We start from the raw sequence: 25,023 nt of genomic DNA, 5'->3' as shown, positions 1-25,023 counted from the left end.
GAGTGTTATAAGATGGGAAACCGCATACCAGATGAAGTAGTTAATCAGGTGCAGCAGTCAGCAGACATTGTTGAAGTCATAGGTGATTATGTCCAATTGAAAAAGCAAGGCCGCAACTACTTTGGGCTCTGTCCGTTTCACGGGGAAAACACGCCCTCGTTTTCCGTCTCCAGCGATAAGCAGATCTTTCATTGCTTCGGATGCGGTGCGGGCGGGAACGTTTTCTCTTTCTTACGGCAGATGGAAGGTTATTCATTTACGGAAGCTGTTTCTCACCTTGCGGATAAATATCAGATTGATTTCCCTGATGATATAACGATTCACTCTGCATCCAGGCCGGAATCTTCCGGAGAGCAGAAGATGGCGGAAGCCCACGAGCTTCTGAAGAAATTTTACCATCATTTGCTAATAAATACAAAGGAAGGCCAGGAAGCGTTAGATTACCTTTTATCAAGGGGTTTTACGAAAGAGCTCATAGATGAGTTTGAAATCGGCTACGCGCTGGATTCCTGGGATTTCATGACGAAATTCTTGAAAAAGCGCGGTTTTGAGGAAGAACTGATGGAAAAAGCGGGTCTGCTGATCAGAAGGGAAGACGGCAGCGGGTATTTTGACCGTTTCAGAAACAGAATTATGTTTCCCATTCATGATCACCACGGAGCCGTGGCGGCTTTTTCAGGAAGGGCGCTCGGAAGCCAGCAGCCGAAATATATGAACAGCCCGGAAACGCCGCTGTTTCATAAATCTAAGCTGCTGTATAACTTTCATAAGGCGCGCCTGCCGATCAGGAAAGAGGAGAGAGCCGTTCTGTTTGAAGGCTTCGCTGACGTCATATCCGCCGTCAGCTCAGGCGTAAAAGAAAGTATCGCCACAATGGGGACGTCGCTCACCGAAGAACATGTGAAAATCCTCAGGAGAAATGTTCAGGAGGTCATTCTCTGCTACGATTCGGATAAAGCCGGGTACGAAGCTACGCTGAAAGCGGCCGGCCTGCTCCAGAAAGCCGATTGTAAGGTAAGAGTAAGCATGCTGCCTGACGGGCTTGATCCTGATGATTATATCAGAACCCGGGGCGGAGAAAAATTCCGGACCGATATCATTGATGCAAGCGTTACGGTCATGGCTTTTAAAATGCAGTATTTCCGCAAAGGGAAAAACTTATCTGACGAAGGAGACCGGCTCGCTTACATGAAAGAAGTGCTGAAAGAAATCAGCGCTCTTTCCGGGTCGCTTGAGCAGGAAATGTATGTGAAGCAGCTCGCCTCAGAATTTTCTCTTTCGGTAGAATCTTTGACTGAACAGCTTTCCATCTACGCCAGACAAAACGCCCCCGGCGACAAAAACGCCGAACCGCAGACAAGACGGGCCCGGGTGACGACAAAAGCGAAACGGCGCCGTCTCCGTCCCGCCTATGAGAACGCGGAAAGACTTCTGCTCGCTCATATGCTGAGAGACCGAAACGTCATAAAGAAAGTGATTGAGCGTGTCGGCTTTGAATTTAACATTGACGGACATCGTGCGCTGGCAGCATACCTGTACGCTATTTATGAAGAGGGCGCTGACATGACGCCGCAGCATCTTATGGCGAGAATGCAGGATGAGGAAATCAGCCAGCTGCTTTCAGATATAGGGATGCTCCAAGTAAACGAGGAGCTCTCAGAGGCCGAGTTATCCGATTACGTAAAAAAAGTGTTGGATCACCGAAAATGGTCAATGATAAAGGAAAAAGAAGCAGAAAGAGCGGATGCGGAGAGGCAGAAAGACTTCGTGAAAGCTGCGTCTCTGGCTCAAGAAATTGTTGCATTGAACCGATCATTAAAGTAACACCACAAAGAGGCTTGCGTTCTGATTGGCAATGATTCCTTGCGGAGGAGCAAATAGATCGCTTAACCTCATCATGAATTGTCATTTATTATCCGCAGCCCTGCATGCTGAAAAAGAGAGAAGGCTTCCGGGTCGGATAAGAAACATACCGCTTTTAGAATTCGTTGCAAGCTTTGGAAGGAGGGATCCATAATGGCTGATAAACAAACCCACGAAACAGAAACAGAACTTACATTAGACCAGGTAAAAGAGCAGCTTACTGAAACTGGAAAAAAACGTGGCGTTTTAACATATGAAGAAATTGCTGAACGCATGTCCAGCTTTGAAATTGAATCAGACCAAATGGATGAGTATTATGAATTTTTAGGAGAACAAGGTGTTGAATTAATTAGTGAAAATGAAGAAACGGAAGATCCTAATATTCAACAGCTTGCCAAAGCCGAAGAAGAATTTGACCTTAATGACCTCAGCGTACCGCCTGGCGTAAAGATCAATGATCCAGTCCGCATGTACCTTAAGGAAATCGGACGGGTAAATCTTCTTTCTGCTAAAGAAGAAATCACCTACGCTCAAAAAATTGAAGAGGGTGACGAGGAATCTAAACGCAGACTGGCTGAAGCAAACCTTCGTTTAGTTGTCAGCATTGCTAAACGGTATGTCGGCCGCGGCATGCTTTTCTTAGACTTGATCCAAGAAGGAAACATGGGTCTCATGAAAGCCGTCGAGAAGTTTGACTACCGTAAAGGATATAAATTCAGTACGTATGCGACTTGGTGGATCAGACAGGCGATTACACGCGCCATCGCTGACCAGGCGAGAACAATCCGTATCCCGGTTCACATGGTGGAAACCATCAACAAATTAATCCGGGTGCAGCGTCAGCTTCTTCAGGATCTTGGCAGAGAGCCGACACCGGAAGAGATTGCTGAAGACATGGATCTTACGCCTGAAAAAGTCCGTGAAATATTAAAAATTGCTCAAGAGCCTGTTTCTTTAGAAACGCCGATCGGTGAAGAGGACGACTCACATCTCGGTGATTTCATCGAAGACCAGGAAGCGACATCTCCGTCGGATCATGCGGCATATGAGCTTTTAAAAGAACAGCTGGAAGATGTGCTGGATACGTTGACAGATCGTGAAGAAAACGTGCTGCGTCTCCGTTTCGGTCTGGATGACGGACGCACAAGAACTTTGGAAGAAGTAGGCAAAGTGTTTGGAGTAACGAGAGAGCGTATTCGCCAAATTGAAGCAAAAGCGCTTCGCAAATTGAGACATCCGAGCAGAAGCAAACGTCTGAAGGATTTTCTCGAATAGAATGGAACGGGTCTTTTTGATCCGTTCTTTTTTATGTATAAGATATATGGATAATATACCTTTATTTTACTGGATAAGCATATGTTTTGCAAATGAGTTTGGAAAAAATGCGGCATGTCTGAAAGGGGGAAAATGAGATAAGTTTATTTATATTCTTTATTGTAAGCGTATACAATTCATTATACAATAGAATAAAGATAATTTTGTGATAAACAAAACAGTTATTTTTACTTTTTGTATAAATTGTGAAATCAATGAAATTGCTGAGTAAGACCATTTACTTTTTGTAAAAATAAGTTAGAATTAGAAGTGTTTACATAGGGGGAGAATGAAAAAGGGGGATGGAGATATGAAGTGGAATCCGCTGATTCCTTTTTTGCTCATTGCAGTGCTGGGAATAGGGCTGACTTTCTTTTTAGCTGTAAAAGGCAATGGAGATGCGCATCAGATCGCAAGCGGCGGTGAAAGCAAAAATGCCGAGAAGGAAACTGCAAACGCTTCACCTGAAGAGATTTATAAAGCGAACTGCATCACCTGTCACGGGGAAAACTATGAAGGTGTGTCAGGGCCGAACTTAAAAGGCGTCGGCAAAAGAAAAGATGTCGCTGAGATTAAAACAAAAATTGAAAAAGGCGGCAACGGGATGCCCGCGGGCCTTGTGCCGGCCGAAAAGCTGGATGACATGGCAAAATGGGTTTCTGACATTAAATAAAGCTTTACCGGTCCCTATATAAAAGACATATGAAAAACTCTATCCGCCGCTTGGATTCCGGGCGGTTTTTTTATATGATAGTAAAGGAAAAAGAACCTGAGAAAAGTTGTGATATTGTGAATGAAATGAAGTTATCTAAAAGATTGCAGTCTGTGGCGGAATATATCCCTCCGGGTGCCCTGGTTGCTGATATCGGGTCGGACCACGCGTATCTTCCTTGCTATGCCGTTTTGAATCATTTGGCAAGCCGGGCAATCGCCGGTGAAATTACAGACGGACCGTTTCTATCCGCCAAACAGCAGGTGGAAAAACTGGACTTAAGCACTCTTATCTCCGTAAGGAAAGGTGACGGGCTGAGCGTCCTTGAAAAAGGAGAAGCCGGCGCCATTACAATCGCTGGCATGGGCGGAGCGCTGATCGCTCATATTTTGGAGTCCGGAAAAACGAAATTGACGGGGCGTGAACGGCTGATTCTGCAGCCGAATATTCATGCCGTTCATATAAGAGAGTGGCTGTATCAGGAAGGCTATGAACTGATTGATGAAGTGATTCTCGAAGAAGACGGAAAGTGTTATGAAATCCTCGTTGCGGAAACTGGCGACCGTGATGCGCCGTATCGGGACGTGCCGATGGCTGCCGGAATGCTTGCGGGTCCGTTTTTATTAAAAGAGAGGAATGAAGTGTTTCTTCGGAAATGGAGCCAGGAACTTAAGCATACTGAACAAATTTATGAACAGATCAGCCGCAGCGCAAAGCATGAAAGTCATGAAAAATTAGCTGAATTGAAAGAGCGGATTTCTCTGCTGAAGGAGGTAATCGGACATGCCTAAACATGTAAACGGACAGGAAATCATCCAGCTGTTTGAACAATTTTCACCGAAGGCTTTTGCGGTGGAAGGAGATAAAATCGGCCTGCAGATCGGTACATTGAATAAGCCGGTGAAAAATGTCATGGTGACACTGGATGTTCTGGAACAAACGGTAGATGAAGCCATTGAGAAAAAAGTTGACTTAATTATCGCCCACCATCCGCCGATTTTTCGGCCGCTTAAACAGATCACCACTGATCAGCCTGGCGGAAGACTGATTGAGAAATGTATAAAGCATGATATTGCCGTATATGCGGCTCATACGAATCTTGATGTGGCGGACGGCGGTGTGAATGATCTGCTTGCCGAAGCTCTCGGCCTGACAGACACAGAAGTGCTTGTCCCGACATATTCGGACCCGCTGAAAAAGCTTGCCGTCTATGTTCCGAAAGACTATGAAGAAGCTGTAAGAACCGCACTTGGCAACGCCGGAGCGGGACATATCGGCAATTACAGCCATTGCGCGTTCTCCTCTGAGGGAATCGGCAGCTTTAAGCCGCTGGACGGGGCAGAACCGTTTATCGGACAGACGGGAGAACTGGAGCTCGTCCATGAAGTGAGACTTGAGACCGTTTTTCCGGCAAGTATGGAGAAAACCGTCGTAAAAGCGCTGAAAAAAAGCCATCCGTATGAAGAGGTGGCATATGATATTTATCCAGTGGAGCAGTCTCCGCTTGAAAAAGGGCTCGGCCGCATCGGAAAACTTCAGCAAGACATGACGCTTGAAGAGTTTGCGCTGTTTGTGAAAGAAAAGTTTGACGTTAACGGAGTCCGGATGGTCGGAGAGCGAAACAGCAAGGTGAAAAAAGTCGCGGTTCTTGGCGGTGACGGAAATAAATATATTTATCAGGCAAAGCGGAAGGGTGCAGATGTTTACGTGACGGGCGATCTTTATTTCCATGTAGCGCATGATGCGATGATGATGGGATTAAACGTCGTGGACCCGGGGCATTATGCTGAAAAGATCATGAGAAAAGGCACGGCTGAGAAGCTTACGGCAATGGCCGGGGAGAAAAACTATGATGTGCGCATTTTCGCTTCCGAAACAGATACAAACCCATTTACTTTCTTATAAAAAAACTGAGGCCCCGGGCCTCAGTTTTTTATTTTTACTTTCGGAAGGATTTTTTTAAGCGGCACACTGTGTTCAAGCTGCCATGTCGATTCATCGTTGTGGTCAAACTGCTCTAAAAAGCGGATGACTTCCTTTGTAATCGGTGTCGGTGTTGATGCGCCTGCGGTAACGGCGACGGTATTGACGTCTTTCAGCCATTCGAGCTTCAGTTCACTGATGTCTCCGATTCGGTAGGCTTTTGTTCCGGCGATTTCTTCTGACACTTGCGCCAGTCTGTTGGAGTTATTGCTTTTCGGATCACCGACAACAATGGTTAAGTCCGCTTTTTTTGCCTGCTCTGATACAGCTTCTTGACGAACCTGTGTGGCCAGGCAGATTTCCTGATGGTATTCCACGTACGGGTACTTTTCTTTGACTGATTCCATAATATCGTGGACGTCCCACTGGGACATTGTCGTTTGGTTTGTAACGATTAATTTCTCAGCCTGAATATCGAGATTTCTCACGTCTTCCTCTGTTTCAACGAGATGAACGATTTCAGGAGCGACGCCGACGGCTCCTTCAGGCTCGGGGTGGCCTTTTTTACCGATGTATATGACGTGATAACCTTCAGCTTTTACTTTTCGGATTAAGTCATGTGTTTTCGTGACGTCCGGGCATGTGGCGTCAATCGTAACAAGCCCTTTTTCCTCAGCGGCTTTTCTTACTTCCGGAGATACCCCGTGAGCCGTGAAAATAACGGTTCCTTTTTCCACCTGCTTTAAAATCTCCAGACGGTTTGTGCCGTCAAGCGTGTAAATGCCGTCTTCCTCAAACGCATCTGTGACATGCTTATTATGAACAATCATTCCGAGTATATATATAGGTCTTGGCAGTGTTTTATCGAGTGACGCGTTTTTGGCTATGACCATGGCATCAACAACGCCGTAACAGTAGCCGCGCGGCGATATTTTGATAACGTCCAATGTAGATGTCCTCCTATCAAAAGTGAGTGTAGAGGCAATATAAAAAGCCGTAGTTAAACGGCTCAAATCTTGCATTCTTCTGATCTCATTATAGCTAATCTTTCGTGAGATATCAAAGAATGTTAAATATATAATTTCGGCTTTGATCTGCCCGATGTTCTTTTTGGACGCGGCTGTTCCGCTGAGTCTGCCTGTGCGGCGTCTTTTTCTTTTGAAGCGGATGCTTTTTCAGACGTCTTCTTTGATGTTTTGGATGAGGCGTCTGATTTGTTTTCATCTTCTGTTTCATCTGTTTTTTCAGCTTCATCCTTTTTGTCCTGTTCGTCTGTTTCTTTCGTCTCGTCAGATTCATTCTCGTCATCACTGCTGCTTAATTGGCTGTAAAGCTTCATCATGGCGGGCAGACTCCGTACTAAAGGACCGTACTGCTGGATCATCGGCGTAACCTGCTGCGCCACGCCGAGCACCTTCTGAACGTTGCCGAGCATGCTCGACAGGGATGCCGGACTTGCCAGGTTCTGTATTCCCTGCAGTCCTGCACCTGCTCCTCCGCTGGCCGCCGCCGGTGCCGACGCGGCAGCGCTTCCTCCTCCTGAACCGGGTAAAAAACGGGAAAGCATACCTTTTAAGCCCCCTCCGCCGCCCGTGCCTGCGTTTCTCAGGCCCGCTCCGGCAATCTGCTGCTGAGGGAAAAGCTGCCGTCCCTGCTGCATCAGCTGCCGTCCCGGCAATGACGGTCTTCCTCCCATCATCATACGCGGATTCATAAACGGCCGGCCCTGCTGCGCCATATTTCTCATCGGCTGCTGTGGAAACATACTTGTACCTCCTTTCTGTCTCTCTGCTATTACAATATGCATCGGAGGGGGCATTTGCTTTTCTGTCTCGAAAACAGGATTCCCCCAAGACATGGTGTTTTTAAGTAAAATCGGTTATAATGTGATGATGGACACAGAATGTGCCGCTTTAAGGAGCTGGGAAAAATGAAAGAAACTAAATTTGATGGATACAACTTAAAACCGTTTATTATAGATGCAGTTCACCGCCTTGGTTTTTATGAACCGACAGATATTCAAAAGCGTCTGATACCTGCTGTACTGAAAAACGAAAGCGTGATCGGGCAGTCCCAGACGGGGACGGGGAAAACCCACGCCTATTTATTGCCAATTTTGAATCGGATTGATCCGGGTTCTGATACGGTACAGGCTGTTATTACGGCGCCGACGAGAGAGCTTGCCAATCAGATTCATCAGGAAGCGCTCAAAATCACACAGGGTGCGGAAGATGAGCCGATCCGGACAAAATGCTTCATCGGCGGGACGGACAAGCAAAAATCAATTGATAAGCTGAAAACACAGCCTCATCTCGTCGTCGGAACGCCGGGCCGGATCGCGGATCTGATTAAGGCGCAGGCATTGAACGTCTATAAAGCGCAGTCTCTCGTCATTGACGAAGCTGATCTGATGCTTGACATGGGCTTTTTAGAAGACGTTGATTACATCGGATCGCGTATGCCGGAAGAACTTCAGATGCTTGTGTTCTCAGCTACGATTCCGGAAAAGCTGAAGCCGTTTTTGAAAAAGTATATGGAAAATCCGAAGTACGCGCATGTTGAGCCGAAAAGAATCACAGCCGAAAAGATTGAACATGTTTTGGTTCCTTCTAAACAGCGTGATAAAGACAAACTGCTTTTTGATATGATGTCTCATCTGAACCCTTATCTGGGCATTGTGTTTGCAAATACGAAAAACACGGCTGACCATATTGCGAAATACCTGACTGAAAAGGGCATGAGGATCGGTCTTCTGCACGGGGGATTAACGCCGCGTGAGCGTAAGAAGGTAATGAAGCAGATTAATGATCTGGAATTCACTTATGTCATTGCGACAGACCTTGCGGCAAGAGGAATTGACATTAAAGGCGTAAGCCACGTCATCAACTATGAGCTTCCGGACGATCTGGATTTTTATGTTCACCGCGTCGGGAGAACCGCACGCGCGGGTTCATCAGGCCAAGCACTGACCATTTATGAGCTTTCTGACGAAGATGCGCTCGTAAGACTCGAAAAGATGGGCATTGTGTTTGACTATGCGGAGCTTGTAAACGGCGAATGGAAGAAAGGCGATGACCGCCACCGCCGCAAAAAACGCAAAAAATCGGAGAATGAGGCCGACCAAATGGCGAAGCGCCTCGTGAAAAAACCGAAAAAAGTGAAGCCGGGCTATAAAAAGAAAATGAGCTACGAAATGGAAAAGATAAAGAGAAAGCAGAGAAGAAACAAATCTAACAAAGGAAAGTAGGGGAATCGGGTTGCTGAAAATAGGTTCACACGTCTCAATGAGCGGAAAACATATGCTCCTTGCCGCAAGCAAGGAAGCTGTTTCGTACGGGGCGAATACATTTATGATCTATACGGGCGCTCCCCAAAACACGCGCCGCAAAAAAATTGAAGACTTGAATATCGAAGCGGGACGCGCCCATATGAAGGAAAACGGCATCGACGAGATTGTCGTGCATGCGCCGTACATTATTAACATCGGAAATACGACAAATCCGGCAACGTTTGAGCTGGGCGTTGATTTTCTGCGTTCTGAAATTGAAAGAACGGCAGCGATCGGCGCGAAACAGATCGTGCTTCATCCAGGAGCGCATGTCGGAGCCGGGGCTGAGACGGGCATCAAAAAAATTATTGATGGTTTAAACGAAGTGATTGTTCCCGAGCAAAACGTGCAGATTGCGCTGGAAACAATGGCGGGCAAAGGATCAGAATGCGGGAGAAGCTTTGAAGAGCTGGCCGAGATCATTGCGGGAGTCACGCATAATGAACATCTATCCGTCTGCTTTGACACTTGCCACACCCATGACGCCGGGTATGATGTCGCTAATGATTTTGACGGTGTTCTTAACGAGTTTGATAAAATCGTCGGCATCGATCGGATAAAAGTCCTTCATGTGAATGACAGTAAAAATATCAAAGGCGCCCGGAAAGACCGCCATGAAAATATCGGGTTCGGAGAGATCGGTTTTGACGCTCTGCAGTACATCGTTCATCACGAGCAGCTTGCCGATATTCCGAAAATCCTCGAAACACCGTATGTAGGCGAAGACAAGAAAAATAAGAAGCCGCCGTACCGTTTTGAAATCGAAATGCTGAAAGAAAAGCAGTTTGATAAGGAGCTTCTTGAAAAAATATCAGCTCAATAAGAAAGGAGGGGCGGGTGTCCCTCCTTTTTTACCCTGAGAATTGATTGAAAAGTTCGTCAACTTTTCGCGCCGTTTCTTTTGAAGTTATCGTTTCCACTTTTTTCAGCAGCCGCAGCCGCTCCTGTTCATCAAAAATATTGATGTTTTTTCCGTGCATCAGAGCCGCTACCTCAGCCGCTTGACTTCTTGTAATGCTGATCCCGTATTGCTTGGAATATTTCAGCAGATCGTCCGCAGTGACTTGATTGAGCCGCTGCAAAATAATTCTTTGTATTAAAATCATCGATACTTTCACCTCTTTAGACATAATGTATTGAGCAGATCATTAAAATGTTACAGCTTTTAATGGTAAAATAAAGTTGCTTACTGTTTAAAATAGTTATTATAGGAAAGGAGATTTTATGACCCCAAATAAACAGCATAAAAGAGAATCATTTTTACACTTTATCTTCAGGGTCATTATGATTCTGATCGGGGCGGGTTCAGCCGCCGTAAGTATTGAATTGTTTCTGGTCCCTAATAATTTTATCGACGGAGGCATTATCGGTGTTTCATTAATTTTAGACCACCTCTTTATGTCCAATCCCCTCCTCAATTTTGCCTTATTCGTTGTGTTACTCAACATTCCATTTATGATTTTCGGATATAAATATATCGGAAAAACATTTCTCATCTCTACTGTTATCGGAATCGTCGGTTTAGCGCTGATTGAATCCTCATTGCACCATGTGGAGGCCATTACGACCCAGCCTATTTTGGCGACGGTATTCGGGGGGCTTTTGCTCGGTTTCGGGGTAGGCCTTGTCATCCGAAACGGAGGCTCGATGGACGGTACTGAAATCCTCGGTATCCTTCTCACGAAAAAGCTGCCCTTTTCAGTCGGGGAATTCGTTATGCTCATCAATGTGTTTATTTTCATTTGGGCCGGTTTTGTGTTCGGTCCGGAGCAGGCAATGTATTCTTTCATGACTTATTATATTGCCATGAAAACGATTGACGCGGTCATCCAGGGGCTTGATGAAACAAAAGCGGTCATTATTGTTGCAGAGCAATATGCTGAGATCTCAGATGCAATATTGCACCGGCTTGGACGGGGAACCACCAAGCTTCAGGGAAAAGGCGGATATACGGATGAAACCAAAGAAGTCATTTACGCGGTCGTGACAAGGCTTGAAGTGACTAAATTGAAATCCATTGTGTTTGAAATTGATAAAAACGCCTTTATTACGATCATGAATACCCATGAAACGAGGGGCGGTAAGTTCAAAACCGCGATTCACTAGGCTTTCATTTACTTTTCATCATTTTATAGGTATAATTTGATACATCATAAGAAAATGGCCTGCTGTTCAGACAGCTGCCATTTTCTTTTTGGAGCGATACCGTGTTGTAAAGGGGAGGTCCTCATGAACGTACAAGAAGCGTTGAACCTGCTGAAAGAAAAAGGGTATAAATATACGAGTAAGCGAGAAGACATGCTGCAGCTTTTTGCTGATTCTGATAAATATCTGACCGCCAAAAACGTGCTTGCCGCATTAAATGACGACTATCCGGGTCTGAGCTTTGATACCATATACAGAAATCTTTCGTTATATGAAGAACTCGGCATTTTGGAAACGACGGAGCTTTCCGGAGAAAAACTGTTCCGTTTTACATGCTCTTATACCCATCATCATCACCATTTTATCTGTTTAACCTGCGGGAAAACGAAGGAAATTGAGTCCTGTCCGATGGATAAGCTGCACGATGATTTGGAAGGGTATGAAATCAGCGGCCATAAGTTTGAAATTTACGGCACCTGTCCGGCGTGCCGATAAAAAACCTCCTGCTTATACAGGAGGTTTTTTTCAGCTTTTAACATGCTGAAAGCTGTGTTTGTTTTTATTAATCCAGGCGACGGCTTCAAGCCAATTCTGCACCCTGATAATATTGGAATCGATGGGGAGCTGATTATATGGGGAGTTAAAAAGGATAACCGGAATGCCTGCTTCTTTTGCGATCATTGTCGCATTGCCGTGGTGATCTTCGAAAAATAAATCAATGCCGTGTTTTTTGACGGCTTCCACTTTGTGATGGCCTCCGACAAGCTCAATGTGATCGTAATGAATGTCCCGGTTTGCAAACCAGTCCAGTGTAACATCTTCTAAGTGGCCGCGTCTTGCCGTAATGTAGATCAGACGGTGCTCTTCTTTCAGTCCGTCCAGTGCCTGCTTGGCAAATTCCGCGAGCTTCGCTTCTTTATATATGGCTGCTTCATGAACGTTCATCCATTCCCAAAATTCCTCGTCTGTAATGTTCAAAAGCTTCGTCAGATCATAATCAGTCATATCATCCAAGGTAATGGAAAGATGAAATGAGCGGTTTAAATAAGGGACAAATGTATCCTGTGCCGTAACTGTGCCGTCAATATCTATACCTAACCGTAACATGTCCACACTCCTATAAATTCATCCCTTCAAGTGTAACATAAACAATTAACAATACCAGAAAAGTTTAGCAAACATGAATCCGTAAAAAACGCGGAAACTAAAAAAGCTCCTTTCATAAAAGAAAAAGGGGGAATTGAAGGTGGCATACGATTACGAAAATCGAAAAGGCAACGACTACTATGTGGATCATGGATCGGAAGGAACCGATATCACGCGTGATGTTTATTCAGAAGAAACAGCGGCCGAAATTTCAGAGCCATATCGTGCTTCTGACCGGGCAGCAGACCGTGATGATAATCGGGACGGAGTAAGTGAAGGCCGGGGGATAGGGTATGCAGCATTGGCTATTTCTATCATTTCCCTGTTTGTGCTCCCTGTTTTATTAGGGGCATGCGGCATTATCGTCGGCTATATCGCCAGAAGAAGAGGAGCAGGCGCTTTAGGCGGATGGGCGATGGGAATCGGTATTGTTTCCCTTGTGCTCGGCATCTTCATTACACCGTTTTTTTAACACAACGCAAAAAAAGCTTGGCGGAATATCCGTCAAGCTTTTTGTGTTTCTTGTTCTGCTTTTGCTTTTTCCGCTTCAAGCTTTGCGTAGTGTTCTTCTGCCAGCTTGTCGATTTCTTTTTTCAGCTCTTCGACCATGGTTTCTTCAGGGACTTTGCGGACGATTTGGCCTTTGCGGAAAAGAAGTCCTTCGCCGCGCGCGCCGGCAATCCCGATATCAGCTTCTCTTGCTTCGCCCGGTCCGTTAACGGCACATCCGAGAACGGCTACTTTAATCGGCGCTTTGACTTTAGAAATGTATTCTTCCACTTCATTTGCGATGCTGATGAGATCAATTTCGATCCGTCCGCATGTCGGGCATGAAATAAGCGTAGCCGCGTTTGAAGCAAGACCGAATGATTTCAGCAGTTCTCTGGCTACTTTTACTTCTTCAACCGGGTCGGCGCTCAGAGAGATCCGGAGCGTGTTTCCGATTCCTTTGCTTAAAATCGCTCCGAGTCCGGCCGCGCTTTTTACCGTTCCGGCAAACAGCGTGCCCGATTCTGTAATTCCGAGGTGGAGCGGATAATCAAATGCTTTTGATGCTTTTTCGTATGCTTCTATGGCTAGATTGACGTCAGACGCTTTCATGCTGACGATGATGTCGTGAAAGTCAAGGTCTTCCAGGATTTTGATATGATGAAGCGCACTCTCAACCATTCCGTCAGCAGTCGGATAGCCGTATTTTTCTAAAATGCGTTTTTCCAAAGAACCCGCGTTTACGCCGATCCGGATCGGAATTCCTTTTTCTTTCGCTGCTTTTACGACGGCTTCCACTTTTTCGCGGCGGCCGATGTTTCCCGGGTTGATTCTGATTTTGTCGGCCCCGCCCTCAATTGCTTTTAATGCAAGCTTGTAGTCAAAATGAATATCGACAACGAGAGGGATGGAAATTTGTTTTTTGATGTCGGCAATCGCGTTAGCGGCGCGTTCGTCCGGACATGCCACCCGGACAATTTGGCAGCCGGCTTCGGCTAAACGGTTGATTTCCGCAACTGTTGCTTCTACGTCGTGTGTTTTGGTCGTCGTCATACTCTGAATGACGACTTCGTTATTTCCGCCTATTGTTAAAGGTCCCACTTTGACGGGACGCGTTTTTGTACGATGTGTGATTTCACTCACTTGTCAATCGCTCCTTAATTGTAGTTACCGCTTTTGCAGGCTGAGCCTTTTACATGTCAGGCAACTTCTATTTACATGTTATATTGTAACAGTGTATTTGCCGAACTGACAAGAAATTAACGTTTAATTGCGGTAGACGGGGAATTTATAAGCGGTGCCTGCCTGAATGGCATTTGCTTTTACATTCGGATTCAGCGCTTCAAAATCTTGTGCAATATCATCTGGCGCTTTATGTGCGCCGACTATCGACATCACCGTATCGCCTTTTTTGACCGTAACCGTTCTGTATGAAGATTCCTGTCGGGCTGGCTGTGCCGCCGCTGCGTATGCTGGAAGGTCTTGAGAAGGGATCGTGCCGATTTTAAGATCGTAAAAGATAATGAATATCACAAATAAACTGCCGAATACAAAAGTAAGCCGCTTCATTCCAACCGCCTCCCGCATACATTTTTACTTCATTGTATGCTTGTCCCATTTTGTTCATGACAAAAAAGAAGACCGCCGGGGGCAGTCTTTGTTACACAGCTGTTTTACTTCGCGGTATCTCTTTTAAGACGAGGAAAAGGATGATAAAGTTTACAAACCAATTCACTAAAAATTCACTCGGCACCGTAATAACAAGCGCGCGCATGATCGTAAAGAATATGGTCGAAAGTGTAATGGAATAAGCCGAAAGCTTCCAGAGCTGCTGGTAATTCAATGTCTTTCTTTGCGCATTTTTCAATATCAGGCCGATGACGGCGAGAAATGATACTTCAATGAATTTTCCGGCCGCTGTCATGATGAACAGCAAAATGGACAGGACAGTGACGATCATTGTTTTATTTTGGTTTAATGCTGATATGATTTCTTTTTTTGTGATATCAGCTGGCATCAGCGAATAATTCATTTCTGTCGCCTGTCCGTCTACAGCAAGCACCATTTTATTTTTCAAAATGCCGATCGCATTTTGTTTCGCCGCTATTTGTTTCGCGCCGTAAGCATCTGTCGGATCAAACACGATGACGAACCCGTTCGCTTCCGTTTCCTTAGAGGCGGATGCTTTCGTCTGCAATTCTCCGTTTGAAATGCTGAAATCAGGGAAATCTTTCTTTAACACGGTTTTGAAACCGTTCATTGAGTTTACGGTGCCTGAGGAAAGGTAATAAGCGCTTGGCAGCGTAAAAAGGACAGACAGCAAAAATACATAAAGGATCGCTTTTCCTATCCCCTGAAAACGTGTTTTTGCAATATCCGCCGGAGAGTATGTACTTTTCAATAAAGCCGTAAATATGTTCAACATCTTCACTTCCTAGCCTAAACTGGTATATGTTGCTTATTGTATCGTTCACAGGGGATGAACACAAGTGAGAGTATTTAAAGCGGTGATAAGGAATCATACATAATAAGATAAAGCGGGAAGCGGTGATCGCCCGCAAAACAAAGGAGGGTGTTTTTTTCATGAGTGTTTTGTATTGGCTGATTATCATTGCGGTCTTCGTCATTGCTTTTATCGGGCTTGTATATCCGGTGATTCCAAGCGTTATTTTTATTGTGGCCGGTTTTCTTCTCTACGGATTTTTGTTTTCCTTCAGTCCTTATTCTTACCTGTTTTGGCTCATTGAGGCGGTATTTGCGGCCGTTTTATTCGCAGCTGACTATGTGTCAAATTTACTTGGCGTTAAAAGGTACGGAGGAAGCAGGGCGGCAATCTGGGGAAGCACGATCGGATTATTGATCGGACCCTTCGTTATTCCCGTGGCAGGCATTATATTAGGCCCGTTTATCGGTGCTCTCTGCGCTGAGGTGTTTGTTCATCAAAAGGATATCAAGTCCGCGGCAAAAGTGGGGCTCGGCTCGTTAATCGGCTTTTTAACAAGCGTGGCGGCAAAAGGCGTCATTCAGCTCTTTATGATCGGGTATTTCTTATGGACGGTGCTTTAGAAAGGTTTAATTTCGGCCGTGAACGGATAAAGTGTAATATGTCTGCTGGAATCGCCGGATTGTGAGCTTTTTCATTGATTACCACGCTTTCTTTTGTTACATTGAGATTAGAAAAGTTCGCGTTAAGCGGCATTTCAGTACATATATTTAAAGGAGGAAAAAATTATGGCTTACAAACTTCCAGAATTGCCTTACGCTTATGATGCTTTAGAACCTCATATCGATAAGGAAACGATGACGATTCACCATACGAAGCACCATAACACATACGTGACAAACCTCAACAAAGCGATCGAAGGATCAGCGCTTGCAGAGAAATCTGTAGATGAGCTTGTTGCTGATTTGAACGCAGTGCCGGAGGACATCCGCACGGCAGTCCGCAACAATGGCGGCGGACATGCAAACCACTCTTTATTCTGGACTCTTTTATCTCCGAACGGCGGAGGCGAACCGACTGGTGAGCTTGCTGAAGAGATCAAAAGCACGTTCGGAAGCTTCGATCAATTTAAAGAAAAATTCGCCGCAGCAGCTGCAGGCCGTTTCGGTTCAGGCTGGGCTTGGCTCGTTGTAAACAACGGCAAACTTGAAATTACAAGCACGCCAAACCAAGATTCACCGCTTTCAGAAGGTAAAACACCTGTTCTCGGTCTTGATGTTTGGGAGCACGCGTACTACCTGAACTACCAAAACCGCCGTCCTGATTACATTTCAGCTTTCTGGAATGTTGTGAACTGGGATGAAGTTGCCCGTCTTTACAGCGAAGCAAAATAATTGAGTTGAATGATCACAAGGTCTCCCGCGGGAGGCCTTGTTTTTTTATTGACTTTGATTCCTTTTACATATCTCAGTTTGAGTGAGACAAACTAATGTGTAGTAAAGGGGAGTCAATGATGAGCAAAATAAAAAAAATTATCGGCGACATCGAAATAAATAAAGGGCTGCTGCTGTTATTGACGATTGGCGGCCTTTACTCATTGGGCATCGCGCTGTCAAATACATTTGTCAACGTGTATTTGTGGAAGCAGTCGGGAAAATTTATTGATTTGGCCATATACAATTTGTCGGTCGTAACGATGCAGCCGGTTACCTTTCTGCTGGCGGGCCGGCTGGCTAAAAAAATTGACAGGGTGTTTATTCTAAGGTTCGGCGTTATCTTTTTGGCCGCTTTTTATTTAAGTGTGCTGCTTGCCGGAGAAACTGCGGCTTCCCGTCTCGTTTTGATAGGGGCCGTGCTCGGAGTTGGATACGGCTTTTACTGGCTGGCTTTTAATGTGCTGACTTTCGAAATCACGGAACCGGAAACGAGAGATTTTTTTAACGGGTTTTTAGGCATTTTGTCTTCATCGGCGGGCATGATCGGTCCAATTGTGGCCGGATATGTCATTTCAAGACTTGAAAACAATACGGGTTATACAATCATTTTCAGCCTGTCGCTCGGCTTATTTGCCCTTGCCGTGGTCATGAGCTTTTTTCTGAAGCGGAGGGAGTCGAAAGGCCGGTTTATGCTGAAAAAAGTTTTTGATGAGCGCCACACGAATCTGAATTGGCGCCGGATTACCAACGCGCACTTTTTTCAAGGCTTGAGAGAAGGGATTTTTGTTTTTTTAATCAGCGTATTTGTATTCATTGCGACAAACAGTGAGCTGGCGCTCGGAACATTCGGTCTCGTCAATTCCGCGGTTTCTTTTTTTGCCTATTATTTTGCATCAAGGCTCATCAAAAAAAGAGCGCGGAAAAAGGCGATTCTTATCGGCGGATTGATCTTGTACGGCGCCCTGTTTCTCATCATTTTTAAAATGAGCTTCACGACGCTCCTTTTGTACGGAGTGTTTATTGCGATCGGCTATCCAGTTCTTCTCGTGCCGTATGTCTCGCTTACATACGATGTGATAGGCCGGGCGCGGCTTGCCAGAAAAGCCAGAATTGAATACATTGTGCTCAGGGAGTTATTTTTAAATGCGGGCCGGATCGTTTCCATCCTTTGTTTCCTTGTCATCGTTACATTGTTCAAGGAAAAAGTGGGAATACCGGCGGCGCTCGTGCTGCTCGGAGCCGGGCATCCGCTGATTTATTACTTTATAAAAGACATCAAACTGGATACGGAAACTTCTGATGAAACAGTAGAAGAAGACCGACAAAAACAGGCGGCGGAACCGAATTTTATAAAAGGAGAAAGATAAAAGGGTTATCTGTAGAAAAATATCGAAAAAACCTTTAGAATGAAAAATGGCACCTGAACAGAAGGTGTCATTTCTTTCTGTAAATAAGAAAAGGTGATGTCATGAGGAGAAATAAAAAGAAAATAGCTGTAAACAAAGAAAAGAAAAAATCACTGCCGATCCGGCTTAATTTTTTGTTTTTGGCCGCGTTTCTTATTTTCACTTGGATTATCGTCGAGCTTGGCATCAAGCAGATCGTTCAGGGTGATGATTATAAAAACGCCGCTAATAAGCAGGAGGAGTCTGATGTCAGCACGGCGGTTCCGAGAGGGAAAATATACGACCGGAACCTAAATCCCATCGTAACGAATAAAGCATTAAATGCGATTACATATACACGTTCAGCCTCAACCACCCAGGCGCAGCGTTTGAAAATCGCAAAAAAACTGTCGGGTATGATTAAGGTAAGCACCAAAAAGGTGACTGAGCGGGATAAAAAAGACTATTGGATGTTAACGAGGCCTGATGAAGCGAAAAAACTGATTACGGCCGAAGAAAAGCAAAAAGCTGAAGACAAAAAACTGTCTGACGATGATTTATATCAGCTTCAGCTGAAACGTATCACAGACAAACAGCTGAATGAGCTCACTTCAAAAGATATGCAGATCCTTGCGATCAAAAGGCAGATGGATTCAGGCTACTCACTGACGCCTCAATACATCAAAAATGAAGGGGTGTCGGCAAAAGAAATGGCCGTCGTCAGCGAACATTTGGATGAACTGCCGGGAGTTGACGTGACGTCTGACTGGGAACGGTCTTATCCAAATAAAGGGTTGTTAAAATCAGTTCTCGGCAGTGTCTCGAGCTCCAATGAGGGACTCCCTTCAAATCTTCTTGAGCATTATTTGTCACTCGGCTACAGCAGGAATGACAGAGTAGGAAAAAGTTATTTAGAGTATCAATATGAAAATCTGCTGCAGGGCCAAAAAGAGAAAGTGAGAAATGTGACAGATTCCTCTGGAAACGTAACAGATACAGAAACGGTTTCAAAAGGTAAAGCCGGGGATGATTTAGTGCTCACTATAGATACCGAATTGCAAAAAGACGTTGAAAAAATTATTGAGAAAAATTTAAGGGCTGCAAAGGCAAGACCGAGTACACAGTTGCTTGACAGAGCATTTGTCGTAATGATGGATCCCCGTAATGGAGAAGTGCTTACAATGGCGGGTAAACAGATTAAACAAGCAGGCGGCAAATATAAAATTGATGATTATGCACTAGGAACAATGACTTCCTCTTATAACATGGGCTCAGCTGTAAAAGGGGCAACATTGTTAACAGGTTATCAAACAGGTGCTATTAAAATCGGAAATATATTTACGGATGAAGTTTTAAATATTAAAGGCTCCCCTCCTAAAAAATCGGTAAGTGTAATGGGGCCGATAAATGATTTAACTGCACTTGAGCGTTCATCTAACGTTTATATGTTCAAAACTGCGATTGCAATTGGTAAGGGTAAATATATATCAGGACATTCACTTCCGCTTGATTACAGCGCATTTGATAAATTTCGTTATTACTTCAGTGAATTCGGTTTAGGGGTAAAAACAGGAATTGATCTGCCTAACGAAGCTACAGGATATGTGGGAACTAAAAGACAGTCAGGTTTCTTACTTGATTTTGCGATTGGCCAATATGACACATACACTCCGCTTCAAATGGCTCAGTATGTATCGACCATTGCTAATGGCGGCTATCGTATGAAGCCCCAAGTCGTGAAAGAAGTAAGAAAACCTTCAAAAAAAGGTATCGGGGCAGTCGTTGAATCTGTTAATCCGGAAGTGATGAACCGTCTTGATATGACGGAAAATGAAATTAAACGTGTTCAACAAGGTTTTAAACTTGTTATGAATGGAGCTCAAGGGACTGCGAGAGCAAATTTTGCTAATAAAAGTTATCACCCAGCCGGTAAAACTGGAACAGCACAAGCTTTCTATGATGGACCTATAAAATCAAGAACTGGTGCTTCTACTTATAACACAACTTTGGTGGCTTATGCTCCTGCAGATCATCCTGAAGTTGCTATTTCGGTAGTGGTTCCATGGGCTTATGAAAATTACAATGATAGGTATTCAATAACTAATGACATCGGGGAAGCAGCTCTGGACAAATACTTTGAGCTGAAAAAGAAGCAAGAAGATAATAATACGAAGCAGAAAAACGAAGATAAAATTCAGGAAGACGCTGAAAACGGCAATACAAACAACTAATAGAAAAACGCTCACAATCTGTGAGCGTTTTTTTTATACAAAAAAACATCCGGATTTACAAAACCTTAACACTTGATTTATACGCATTTTACAAGAACCCTTTACTCTAGACCTGTAGGACAAATTACACATTAAATGCAGGGGGAATTCAGGAAATGAAAAAAAACAAATGGATGCTTATGCTTCTGATGGCTGCTGTTATGATTGTTGCTGCAGCATGCGGAAATGCAAAGGAAAGCGGCAAGACAGACAGTCAATCTGCAAGTGAGGATAAAAAAGCATCAGGTTCTTTAACCATTTCTGGTTCATCAGCCATGCAGCCGTTAGTACTGGCAGCGGCGGAAAAGTTTATGGAAAAACATCCGGATGCTGATGTGCAGGTGCAAGCGGGAGGTTCAGGAACAGGTCTTTCGCAAGTGTCTGAAGGGGCAGTGCAAATCGGCAACTCAGATGTCTTTGCTGAAGAAAAAGAAGGCATTGATGCGAAAGCCCTAAAAGACCACCGAGTAGCGGTAGTGGCGATGGCGGCTGCGGTTAACCCCGGTGCGGGCGTAAAGGATATAACCAAAAAACAGCTGACAGACGTCTTTACAGGCAAAATTAAAAACTGGAAAGAGCTTGGCGGTAAAGATCAAAAAATTACACTTGTGAACCGTCCTGATTCATCAGGAACGCGCGCTACGTTCGTCAAATATGCTCTTGACGGAGCAGAGCCTGCAGAGGGCATCACAGAGGATTCCTCCAATACAGTCAAAAAAATCATTGCGGAAACGCCGGGAGCAATCGGTTATCTGGCATTCTCTTATATAAACGATGACAAAGTAACGCCTTTATCGATCGGAGGCATCAAACCGGAAGAGAAAAACGTCGTCACAGGCGAGTATCCGATTTGGGCTTACGAGCACTCTTATACGAAAGGTGAAGCGTCAGGCCTTACAAAAACGTTTCTTGACTATATGAACAGCGATGAAGTACAGAAAAGTATCGTAAAAGATCAAGGCTACATTCCGATCTCTGATATGAAAGTCACACGTGACGCAAACGGCAAGCAAAGCTGAGGGGAGGGCGGGCTCCCCGCCTCTTCTTCCTTATAGGAGTGTAAACAAATGATAAATCACAGAGAAAAAGAGTCTGTAAGCGAACGCTTAATAAGCTCAAAACAAAACAGGCAAATGGATGAAGTCCGCGGAAGGGTGATTGTGTCTGTGTGTGCCGCGATTATCATTGCGGCATCAGCGGCGATCACAATTTTTCTCGGCATAAAGGGGCTGCAATCTTTTTTTGTAAATGGTGTAAGCCCGATTGAGTTCTTAACAAGTCTGAATTGGAATCCAACCCAGGCAAAACCTGAGTTCGGCGCGCTGCCTTTTATTTTCGGATCATTTGCGGTCACGGTTCTGTCGGCTCTGATCGCAGCGCCCCTCGGTATTGCGGGTGCCGTGTTTATGACGGAAATTGCGCCGACTTGGGGAAAAAAAGTGCTGCAGCCGGTAATTGAGCTGCTTGTCGGCATTCCGTCCGTCGTTTATGGATTCATAGGTCTTACAGTATTGGTTCCGTTTATCGGCTCTTTTAAATCAAGCGGAACGGGTCACAGCCTTCTGGCGGGGACGATCGTGCTCTCGGTAATGATTCTGCCGACTGTTACATCGATTTCCGCTGATGCGCTTGCATCACTTCCGAAACACCTTCGCGACGGTTCATATGCGCTTGGTGCGACGAGGTGGCAGACAATCAGAAAGGTGCTTATCCCGGCGGCGTTTCCGACATTGCTGACCGCTGTCGTGCTCGGGATGGCAAGAGCGTTCGGAGAAGCACTCGCCGTACAGATGGTTATCGGAAATACAAAGCTTCTGCCTGAAAGCCTGCTTGATACGGCGGGAACATTAACGACGATTATTACGTTAAACATGGGCCATACCACATACGGCAGTATTGAAAATAATACGTTATGGTCTATGGGGCTCGTTCTTCTCATCATGTCGTTTCTGTTTATATTGCTCATACGCTACTTGTCGTCTAGGAGGAAAGTGTAATGAACCGGAAAATAACGGATAAATTGGCCACCGGTGTATTCGGGTTATGCGCCGCTGTAATCGCGGCGATTTTGGCAGGATTGTTTTTGTACATTCTTATTCACGGCGTCTCTGAAATCTCCTTGCATTTTCTTACGTCAAAATCGAGCGCCATTGCGTCAGGCGGCGGAATACGGGATCAGCTTTTTAACTCCTTTTACATTCTGTTTATCACCATGCTGATCACGATACCGCTTGGTGTGGGGGGCGGCGTCTTTATGGCTGAATATGCGCCCCAAAATAAAATCACTGATTTTATCAGAACGTGTATTGAGGTGCTTTCTTCGCTTCCGTCCATTGTCATCGGGATGTTCGGCATGCTGATGTTTGTAAACCTGACCGGATGGGGTTACACGATTATCGGAGGCGCGCTCGCATTAACGGTTTTTAACCTTCCCGTTATGGTCCGGGTGACGGAAGGCGCGCTCACTGCAGTTCCTAAGGAGCTGAAAGAAGCTTCTCTCGCTTTAGGCGTATCGAGATGGCATACCGTCAAAACGGTGCTGGTTCCGAGTGCGATTCCTTCGATTTTAACCGGAGCCATTCTCGCATCAGGAAGAGTATTCGGAGAAGCGGCCGCATTGTTATTTACAGCGGGACTGACAACGCCGCGGCTGAATTTTACGGATTTGAACCCGTTTTCTGAATCATCTCCTTTCAACATTTTCAGGCCGGCTGAGACGCTGGCGGTTCATATATGGAGTGTCAATACGCAGGGAATCATCCCTGACGCCGAAGCGATTGCAAACGGCGGCTCGGCGGTGCTGGTGATTTCGGTGCTCTTGTTTAACCTTTGTGCAAGATGGCTCGGATCTGTCATTTATAAAAAGCTTACGGCAAATTAATCGGAAAGAGGCGAAAACATGATTGATCACATCATCAGGGAACATGCGGAACAGACAAAGCGTTCGCCGGAGTCTTCAATTTTGGAAGTGAAGCATTTATCAATTTATTACGGTGACAAACAAGCGGTTAAAGATGTGAACATGAATATTGAAAAACATGCGGTGACGGCTCTGATCGGTCCGTCCGGCTGCGGGAAATCAACATTTTTGAGACAGATTAACAGAATGAACGATGCCATCCCTTTTGCAAGAAGCGAGGGAGAGATCCTTTATGAAGGGCTGAATATTTTGGGGGAAGCGATTAATGTCGTGTCTCTCAGACGGGAGATCGGTATGGTGTTTCAAAAACCGAATCCGTTCCCGAAATCCATTTACAATAACATCACACATGCGCTGAAGTATGCGGGGGAACGCAGGAAAGCCGTTTTGGATGATGCGGTCGAGGAAAGCTTAACGAAGGCGGCGCTTTGGGATGAAGTCAAAGACCGGCTTCATTCATCGGCTCTTTCGTTATCAGGCGGCCAGCAGCAGCGTCTTTGCATCGCCCGTACGCTTGCGATGAAACCTGCCGTGCTACTTTTAGATGAACCGGCCTCAGCTCTGGACCCTATTTCAAACGCCAGAATCGAGACGCTTTTGACAGAACTGAAAAAAGATTATTCGATTATTATCGTTACGCATAACATGCAGCAGGCACTTAGGGTGTCTGACCGAACGGCTTTCTTTTTAAACGGGGAAGTGGTGGAATACGGGCAGACAGAACAAATTTTCACGAGTCCTAAAGCGCAAAAGACAGATGACTACATTAACGGAAAGTTCGGATAGGGGGAAGGACTGTGAGCCTTGTGAAGGAAGCGGTGCACACACAGAATTTATTTGATATTCACGGCATGAACGTATGGTACGGAGCCCACCAGGCTTTAAAAGACATTACGATCGGTTTTGAGGAGCGGAAGGTAACTGCGATCATCGGTCCGTCCGGCTGCGGGAAATCCACTTTTATTAAGACATTAAACTTAATGCTGCAAATGACCCCGAATGTCAAAGTGACAGGCGACATGATCTATAACGGGCGCAATCTGCTGAAAGAAAAGACGGATGCGGCAGAATTAAGAAAACAGATCGGTATGGTGTTTCAAAAAGGCAATCCATTTCCCCAGTCAATATTTGAGAATGTCGTGTACGGTCCGAGAATTCACGGCGAAAAAAATAAAAAGAAACTGCTTGAAATCGCCGAGGAATCTTTAAAGGCAGCAGCGCTCTGGGATGAAGTGAAAGACCGCCTTCACCAGCAGGCGCTTTCACTGTCAGGCGGTCAGCAGCAGCGGCTGTGCATCGCAAGGGCGCTCGCCACAAAACCGGACGTCCTTCTGATGGATGAACCGACGTCCGCTCTTGATCCCGTGTCCACGCGGAAAATAGAAGAGCTGATTTTGACATTGAAAGAAAAGTATACAATCGTCATTGTGACGCACAACATGCAGCAGGCTGCGAGGGTCTCTGATCAAACCGCGTTTTTCTATATGGGCGAACTGGTAGAGTGGGGCGATACGGGCAAAATATTTTCTCAGCCGGATCATCAAAAAACACATGATTATATCACCGGAAAATTCGGATGAAATAAACGGGCCCGGCCATTGACTGGGTCCGTTTTATACTGTCTATTAAAAAAGCCTGCCGGCCGTATC

Annotated in this window: 26 protein-coding genes; 19 read left to right on the top strand and 7 right to left on the bottom strand. The window is 45.2% G+C overall.

Annotated features, from left to right (window positions below; translation table 11 throughout):
• Positions 1–12 precede the first annotated feature (12 nt).
• The 5 genes from dnaG to AC3WTF_RS14690 all read left to right on the top strand — a co-directional run bounded on the left by dnaG (position 13) and on the right by AC3WTF_RS14690 (position 5,794).
• Entirely contained in the window at positions 13–1,824 is a 1,812-nt protein-coding gene (gene dnaG, locus AC3WTF_RS14710) for a DNA primase (protein WP_492314288.1), read from the top strand.
• Positions 1,825–2,016: 192 nt separating this feature from the next.
• Positions 2,017–3,138 (top strand): RNA polymerase sigma factor RpoD, encoded by a 1,122-nt coding sequence (gene rpoD, locus AC3WTF_RS14705; RefSeq protein WP_003152998.1) that lies wholly within the window; start codon positions 2,017–2,019, stop codon positions 3,136–3,138.
• Between the two features lie 349 nt (positions 3,139–3,487).
• Complete coding sequence (cccA, locus tag AC3WTF_RS14700) at positions 3,488–3,850, top strand: cytochrome c550 (RefSeq protein ID WP_003152999.1); 363 nt, start codon at positions 3,488–3,490, stop codon at positions 3,848–3,850.
• Between the two features lie 125 nt (positions 3,851–3,975).
• Entirely contained in the window at positions 3,976–4,680 is a 705-nt protein-coding gene (locus AC3WTF_RS14695) for a tRNA (adenine(22)-N(1))-methyltransferase (protein WP_032866478.1), read from the top strand.
• Positions 4,673–5,794, top strand: coding sequence for a Nif3-like dinuclear metal center hexameric protein (locus AC3WTF_RS14690; protein WP_015240228.1), 1,122 nt, complete (start codon positions 4,673–4,675; stop codon positions 5,792–5,794). Before AC3WTF_RS14695 ends, AC3WTF_RS14690 begins: the two co-directional genes overlap by 8 nt.
• Before the next feature lie 20 nt (positions 5,795–5,814).
• Here the strand turns inward: AC3WTF_RS14690 and AC3WTF_RS14685 are convergent, their stop codons facing one another.
• Entirely contained in the window at positions 5,815–6,759 is a 945-nt protein-coding gene (locus tag AC3WTF_RS14685; protein WP_012118007.1) for a 4-hydroxy-3-methylbut-2-enyl diphosphate reductase, read from the bottom strand.
• Between the two features lie 122 nt (positions 6,760–6,881).
• Positions 6,882–7,577, bottom strand: a complete 696-nt coding sequence (vrrA, locus tag AC3WTF_RS14680; RefSeq protein ID WP_012118006.1) for a VrrA/YqfQ family protein — start codon at positions 7,575–7,577, stop codon at positions 6,882–6,884.
• Positions 7,578–7,742: 165 nt separating this feature from the next.
• Between vrrA and AC3WTF_RS14675 the strand changes: the two genes are divergently transcribed.
• The gene (locus tag AC3WTF_RS14675) at positions 7,743–9,059 is read left to right on the top strand and encodes a DEAD/DEAH box helicase (protein ID WP_003153010.1); all 1,317 of its coding nucleotides are present in this window, start codon (positions 7,743–7,745) and stop codon (positions 9,057–9,059) included.
• A 10-nt stretch (positions 9,060–9,069) separates the two neighbouring features.
• Positions 9,070–9,963 (top strand): deoxyribonuclease IV, encoded by an 894-nt coding sequence (locus AC3WTF_RS14670; protein ID WP_061046614.1) that lies wholly within the window; start codon positions 9,070–9,072, stop codon positions 9,961–9,963.
• A 28-nt stretch (positions 9,964–9,991) separates the two neighbouring features.
• On the opposite strand, the gene AC3WTF_RS14665 is transcribed toward AC3WTF_RS14670, so the two are convergent.
• Positions 9,992–10,246 carry a DUF2624 domain-containing protein gene (locus tag AC3WTF_RS14665; protein ID WP_003153013.1) on the bottom strand — a complete coding sequence of 85 codons (255 nt, stop codon included), beginning with the start codon at positions 10,244–10,246 and terminating at the stop codon, positions 9,992–9,994.
• 118 nt (positions 10,247–10,364) lie between these two features.
• Between AC3WTF_RS14665 and AC3WTF_RS14660 the strand changes: the two genes are divergently transcribed.
• Both AC3WTF_RS14660 and zur read left to right on the top strand, forming a co-directional pair.
• Positions 10,365–11,246, top strand: coding sequence for a YitT family protein (locus AC3WTF_RS14660; RefSeq protein ID WP_007408296.1), 882 nt, complete (start codon positions 10,365–10,367; stop codon positions 11,244–11,246).
• A gap of 123 nt (positions 11,247–11,369) precedes the next feature.
• A complete protein-coding gene (zur, locus tag AC3WTF_RS14655) occupies positions 11,370–11,780 on the top strand; it encodes a zinc uptake transcriptional repressor Zur (RefSeq protein WP_003153018.1) in 411 nt (136 codons plus the stop codon).
• 30 nt (positions 11,781–11,810) lie between these two features.
• On the opposite strand, the gene AC3WTF_RS14650 is transcribed toward zur, so the two are convergent.
• Positions 11,811–12,392 (bottom strand): nucleotidase, encoded by a 582-nt coding sequence (locus tag AC3WTF_RS14650; protein WP_007408297.1) that lies wholly within the window; start codon positions 12,390–12,392, stop codon positions 11,811–11,813.
• Between the two features lie 133 nt (positions 12,393–12,525).
• Here AC3WTF_RS14650 and AC3WTF_RS14645 point away from each other — a divergent pair, with 133 nt between their 5' ends.
• Positions 12,526–12,903, top strand: coding sequence for a DUF308 domain-containing protein (locus tag AC3WTF_RS14645; protein WP_087920773.1), 378 nt, complete (start codon positions 12,526–12,528; stop codon positions 12,901–12,903).
• Positions 12,904–12,935: 32 nt separating this feature from the next.
• On the opposite strand, the gene ispG is transcribed toward AC3WTF_RS14645, so the two are convergent.
• The 3 genes from ispG to AC3WTF_RS14630 all read right to left on the bottom strand — a co-directional run bounded on the left by ispG (position 12,936) and on the right by AC3WTF_RS14630 (position 15,345).
• Complete coding sequence (ispG, locus tag AC3WTF_RS14640; RefSeq protein ID WP_169510269.1) at positions 12,936–14,054, bottom strand: flavodoxin-dependent (E)-4-hydroxy-3-methylbut-2-enyl-diphosphate synthase; 1,119 nt, start codon at positions 14,052–14,054, stop codon at positions 12,936–12,938.
• A gap of 132 nt (positions 14,055–14,186) precedes the next feature.
• Positions 14,187–14,489, bottom strand: coding sequence for a LysM peptidoglycan-binding domain-containing protein (locus AC3WTF_RS14635; RefSeq protein ID WP_007408299.1), 303 nt, complete (start codon positions 14,487–14,489; stop codon positions 14,187–14,189).
• A gap of 91 nt (positions 14,490–14,580) precedes the next feature.
• Positions 14,581–15,345 (bottom strand): DUF1189 domain-containing protein, encoded by a 765-nt coding sequence (locus AC3WTF_RS14630; protein ID WP_020954234.1) that lies wholly within the window; start codon positions 15,343–15,345, stop codon positions 14,581–14,583.
• A 158-nt stretch (positions 15,346–15,503) separates the two neighbouring features.
• On the opposite strand from AC3WTF_RS14630, the gene AC3WTF_RS14625 reads away from it, so the two are divergent.
• From AC3WTF_RS14625 to pstB (AC3WTF_RS14585), 9 genes are all read left to right on the top strand, one after another.
• Positions 15,504–15,986 (top strand): DUF456 domain-containing protein, encoded by a 483-nt coding sequence (locus AC3WTF_RS14625; protein WP_015240226.1) that lies wholly within the window; start codon positions 15,504–15,506, stop codon positions 15,984–15,986.
• Positions 15,987–16,151: 165 nt separating this feature from the next.
• On the top strand, positions 16,152–16,757 hold the full coding sequence (gene sodA / locus AC3WTF_RS14620) for a superoxide dismutase SodA (RefSeq protein ID WP_003153025.1): 606 nt from the start codon (positions 16,152–16,154) through the stop codon (positions 16,755–16,757).
• Positions 16,758–16,876: 119 nt separating this feature from the next.
• Positions 16,877–18,166 (top strand): MFS transporter, encoded by a 1,290-nt coding sequence (locus AC3WTF_RS14615; RefSeq protein ID WP_012118002.1) that lies wholly within the window; start codon positions 16,877–16,879, stop codon positions 18,164–18,166.
• 101 nt (positions 18,167–18,267) lie between these two features.
• Complete coding sequence (locus tag AC3WTF_RS14610) at positions 18,268–20,415, top strand: peptidoglycan D,D-transpeptidase FtsI family protein (protein WP_007408303.1); 2,148 nt, start codon at positions 18,268–18,270, stop codon at positions 20,413–20,415.
• A 155-nt stretch (positions 20,416–20,570) separates the two neighbouring features.
• Complete coding sequence (locus AC3WTF_RS14605; protein ID WP_012117998.1) at positions 20,571–21,473, top strand: phosphate ABC transporter substrate-binding protein; 903 nt, start codon at positions 20,571–20,573, stop codon at positions 21,471–21,473.
• Positions 21,474–21,521: 48 nt separating this feature from the next.
• Complete coding sequence (pstC, locus tag AC3WTF_RS14600; RefSeq protein WP_012117997.1) at positions 21,522–22,451, top strand: phosphate ABC transporter permease subunit PstC; 930 nt, start codon at positions 21,522–21,524, stop codon at positions 22,449–22,451.
• A complete protein-coding gene (gene pstA, locus AC3WTF_RS14595; RefSeq protein WP_015240223.1) occupies positions 22,451–23,335 on the top strand; it encodes a phosphate ABC transporter permease PstA in 885 nt (294 codons plus the stop codon). Before pstC ends, pstA begins: the two co-directional genes overlap by 1 nt.
• A gap of 18 nt (positions 23,336–23,353) precedes the next feature.
• Positions 23,354–24,160 carry a phosphate ABC transporter ATP-binding protein PstB gene (gene pstB / locus AC3WTF_RS14590; protein WP_047935958.1) on the top strand — a complete coding sequence of 269 codons (807 nt, stop codon included), beginning with the start codon at positions 23,354–23,356 and terminating at the stop codon, positions 24,158–24,160.
• 11 nt (positions 24,161–24,171) lie between these two features.
• Positions 24,172–24,954 (top strand): phosphate ABC transporter ATP-binding protein PstB, encoded by a 783-nt coding sequence (gene pstB / locus AC3WTF_RS14585; protein ID WP_047935957.1) that lies wholly within the window; start codon positions 24,172–24,174, stop codon positions 24,952–24,954.
• Positions 24,955–25,023 lie beyond the last annotated feature (69 nt).

Source organism: Bacillus sp. EB106-06-01-XG163 (genome assembly GCF_058791615.1).
This window is presented reverse-complemented; position numbering and strand designations above follow the sequence as displayed.

What these genes read in the sequence shown, in the direction of transcription:
- pstB (WP_047935958.1), top strand. Translation starts at nt 23,354, where the DNA reads ATGATTGATCACATCATCAGGGAACATGCGGAACAGACAAAGCGTTCG.
- rpoD (WP_003152998.1), top strand. Translation starts at nt 2,017, where the DNA reads ATGGCTGATAAACAAACCCACGAAACAGAAACAGAACTTACATTAGAC.
- vrrA (WP_012118006.1), bottom strand. Translation starts at nt 7,577, where the DNA reads ATGTTTCCACAGCAGCCGATGAGAAATATGGCGCAGCAGGGCCGGCCG.
- AC3WTF_RS14605 (WP_012117998.1), top strand. Translation starts at nt 20,571, where the DNA reads ATGAAAAAAAACAAATGGATGCTTATGCTTCTGATGGCTGCTGTTATG.
- dnaG (WP_492314288.1), top strand. Translation starts at nt 13, where the DNA reads ATGGGAAACCGCATACCAGATGAAGTAGTTAATCAGGTGCAGCAGTCA.
- AC3WTF_RS14690 (WP_015240228.1), top strand. Translation starts at nt 4,673, where the DNA reads ATGCCTAAACATGTAAACGGACAGGAAATCATCCAGCTGTTTGAACAA.
- sodA (WP_003153025.1), top strand. Translation starts at nt 16,152, where the DNA reads ATGGCTTACAAACTTCCAGAATTGCCTTACGCTTATGATGCTTTAGAA.
- AC3WTF_RS14625 (WP_015240226.1), top strand. Translation starts at nt 15,504, where the DNA reads ATGAGTGTTTTGTATTGGCTGATTATCATTGCGGTCTTCGTCATTGCT.
- pstC (WP_012117997.1), top strand. Translation starts at nt 21,522, where the DNA reads ATGATAAATCACAGAGAAAAAGAGTCTGTAAGCGAACGCTTAATAAGC.
- AC3WTF_RS14610 (WP_007408303.1), top strand. Translation starts at nt 18,268, where the DNA reads ATGAGGAGAAATAAAAAGAAAATAGCTGTAAACAAAGAAAAGAAAAAA.
- cccA (WP_003152999.1), top strand. Translation starts at nt 3,488, where the DNA reads ATGAAGTGGAATCCGCTGATTCCTTTTTTGCTCATTGCAGTGCTGGGA.
- AC3WTF_RS14675 (WP_003153010.1), top strand. Translation starts at nt 7,743, where the DNA reads ATGAAAGAAACTAAATTTGATGGATACAACTTAAAACCGTTTATTATA.
- AC3WTF_RS14635 (WP_007408299.1), bottom strand. Translation starts at nt 14,489, where the DNA reads ATGAAGCGGCTTACTTTTGTATTCGGCAGTTTATTTGTGATATTCATT.
- pstA (WP_015240223.1), top strand. Translation starts at nt 22,451, where the DNA reads ATGAACCGGAAAATAACGGATAAATTGGCCACCGGTGTATTCGGGTTA.
- AC3WTF_RS14695 (WP_032866478.1), top strand. Translation starts at nt 3,976, where the DNA reads ATGAAGTTATCTAAAAGATTGCAGTCTGTGGCGGAATATATCCCTCCG.
- zur (WP_003153018.1), top strand. Translation starts at nt 11,370, where the DNA reads ATGAACGTACAAGAAGCGTTGAACCTGCTGAAAGAAAAAGGGTATAAA.
- AC3WTF_RS14630 (WP_020954234.1), bottom strand. Translation starts at nt 15,345, where the DNA reads ATGTTGAACATATTTACGGCTTTATTGAAAAGTACATACTCTCCGGCG.
- AC3WTF_RS14650 (WP_007408297.1), bottom strand. Translation starts at nt 12,392, where the DNA reads ATGTTACGGTTAGGTATAGATATTGACGGCACAGTTACGGCACAGGAT.
- AC3WTF_RS14665 (WP_003153013.1), bottom strand. Translation starts at nt 10,246, where the DNA reads ATGATTTTAATACAAAGAATTATTTTGCAGCGGCTCAATCAAGTCACT.
- AC3WTF_RS14615 (WP_012118002.1), top strand. Translation starts at nt 16,877, where the DNA reads ATGAGCAAAATAAAAAAAATTATCGGCGACATCGAAATAAATAAAGGG.
- AC3WTF_RS14660 (WP_007408296.1), top strand. Translation starts at nt 10,365, where the DNA reads ATGACCCCAAATAAACAGCATAAAAGAGAATCATTTTTACACTTTATC.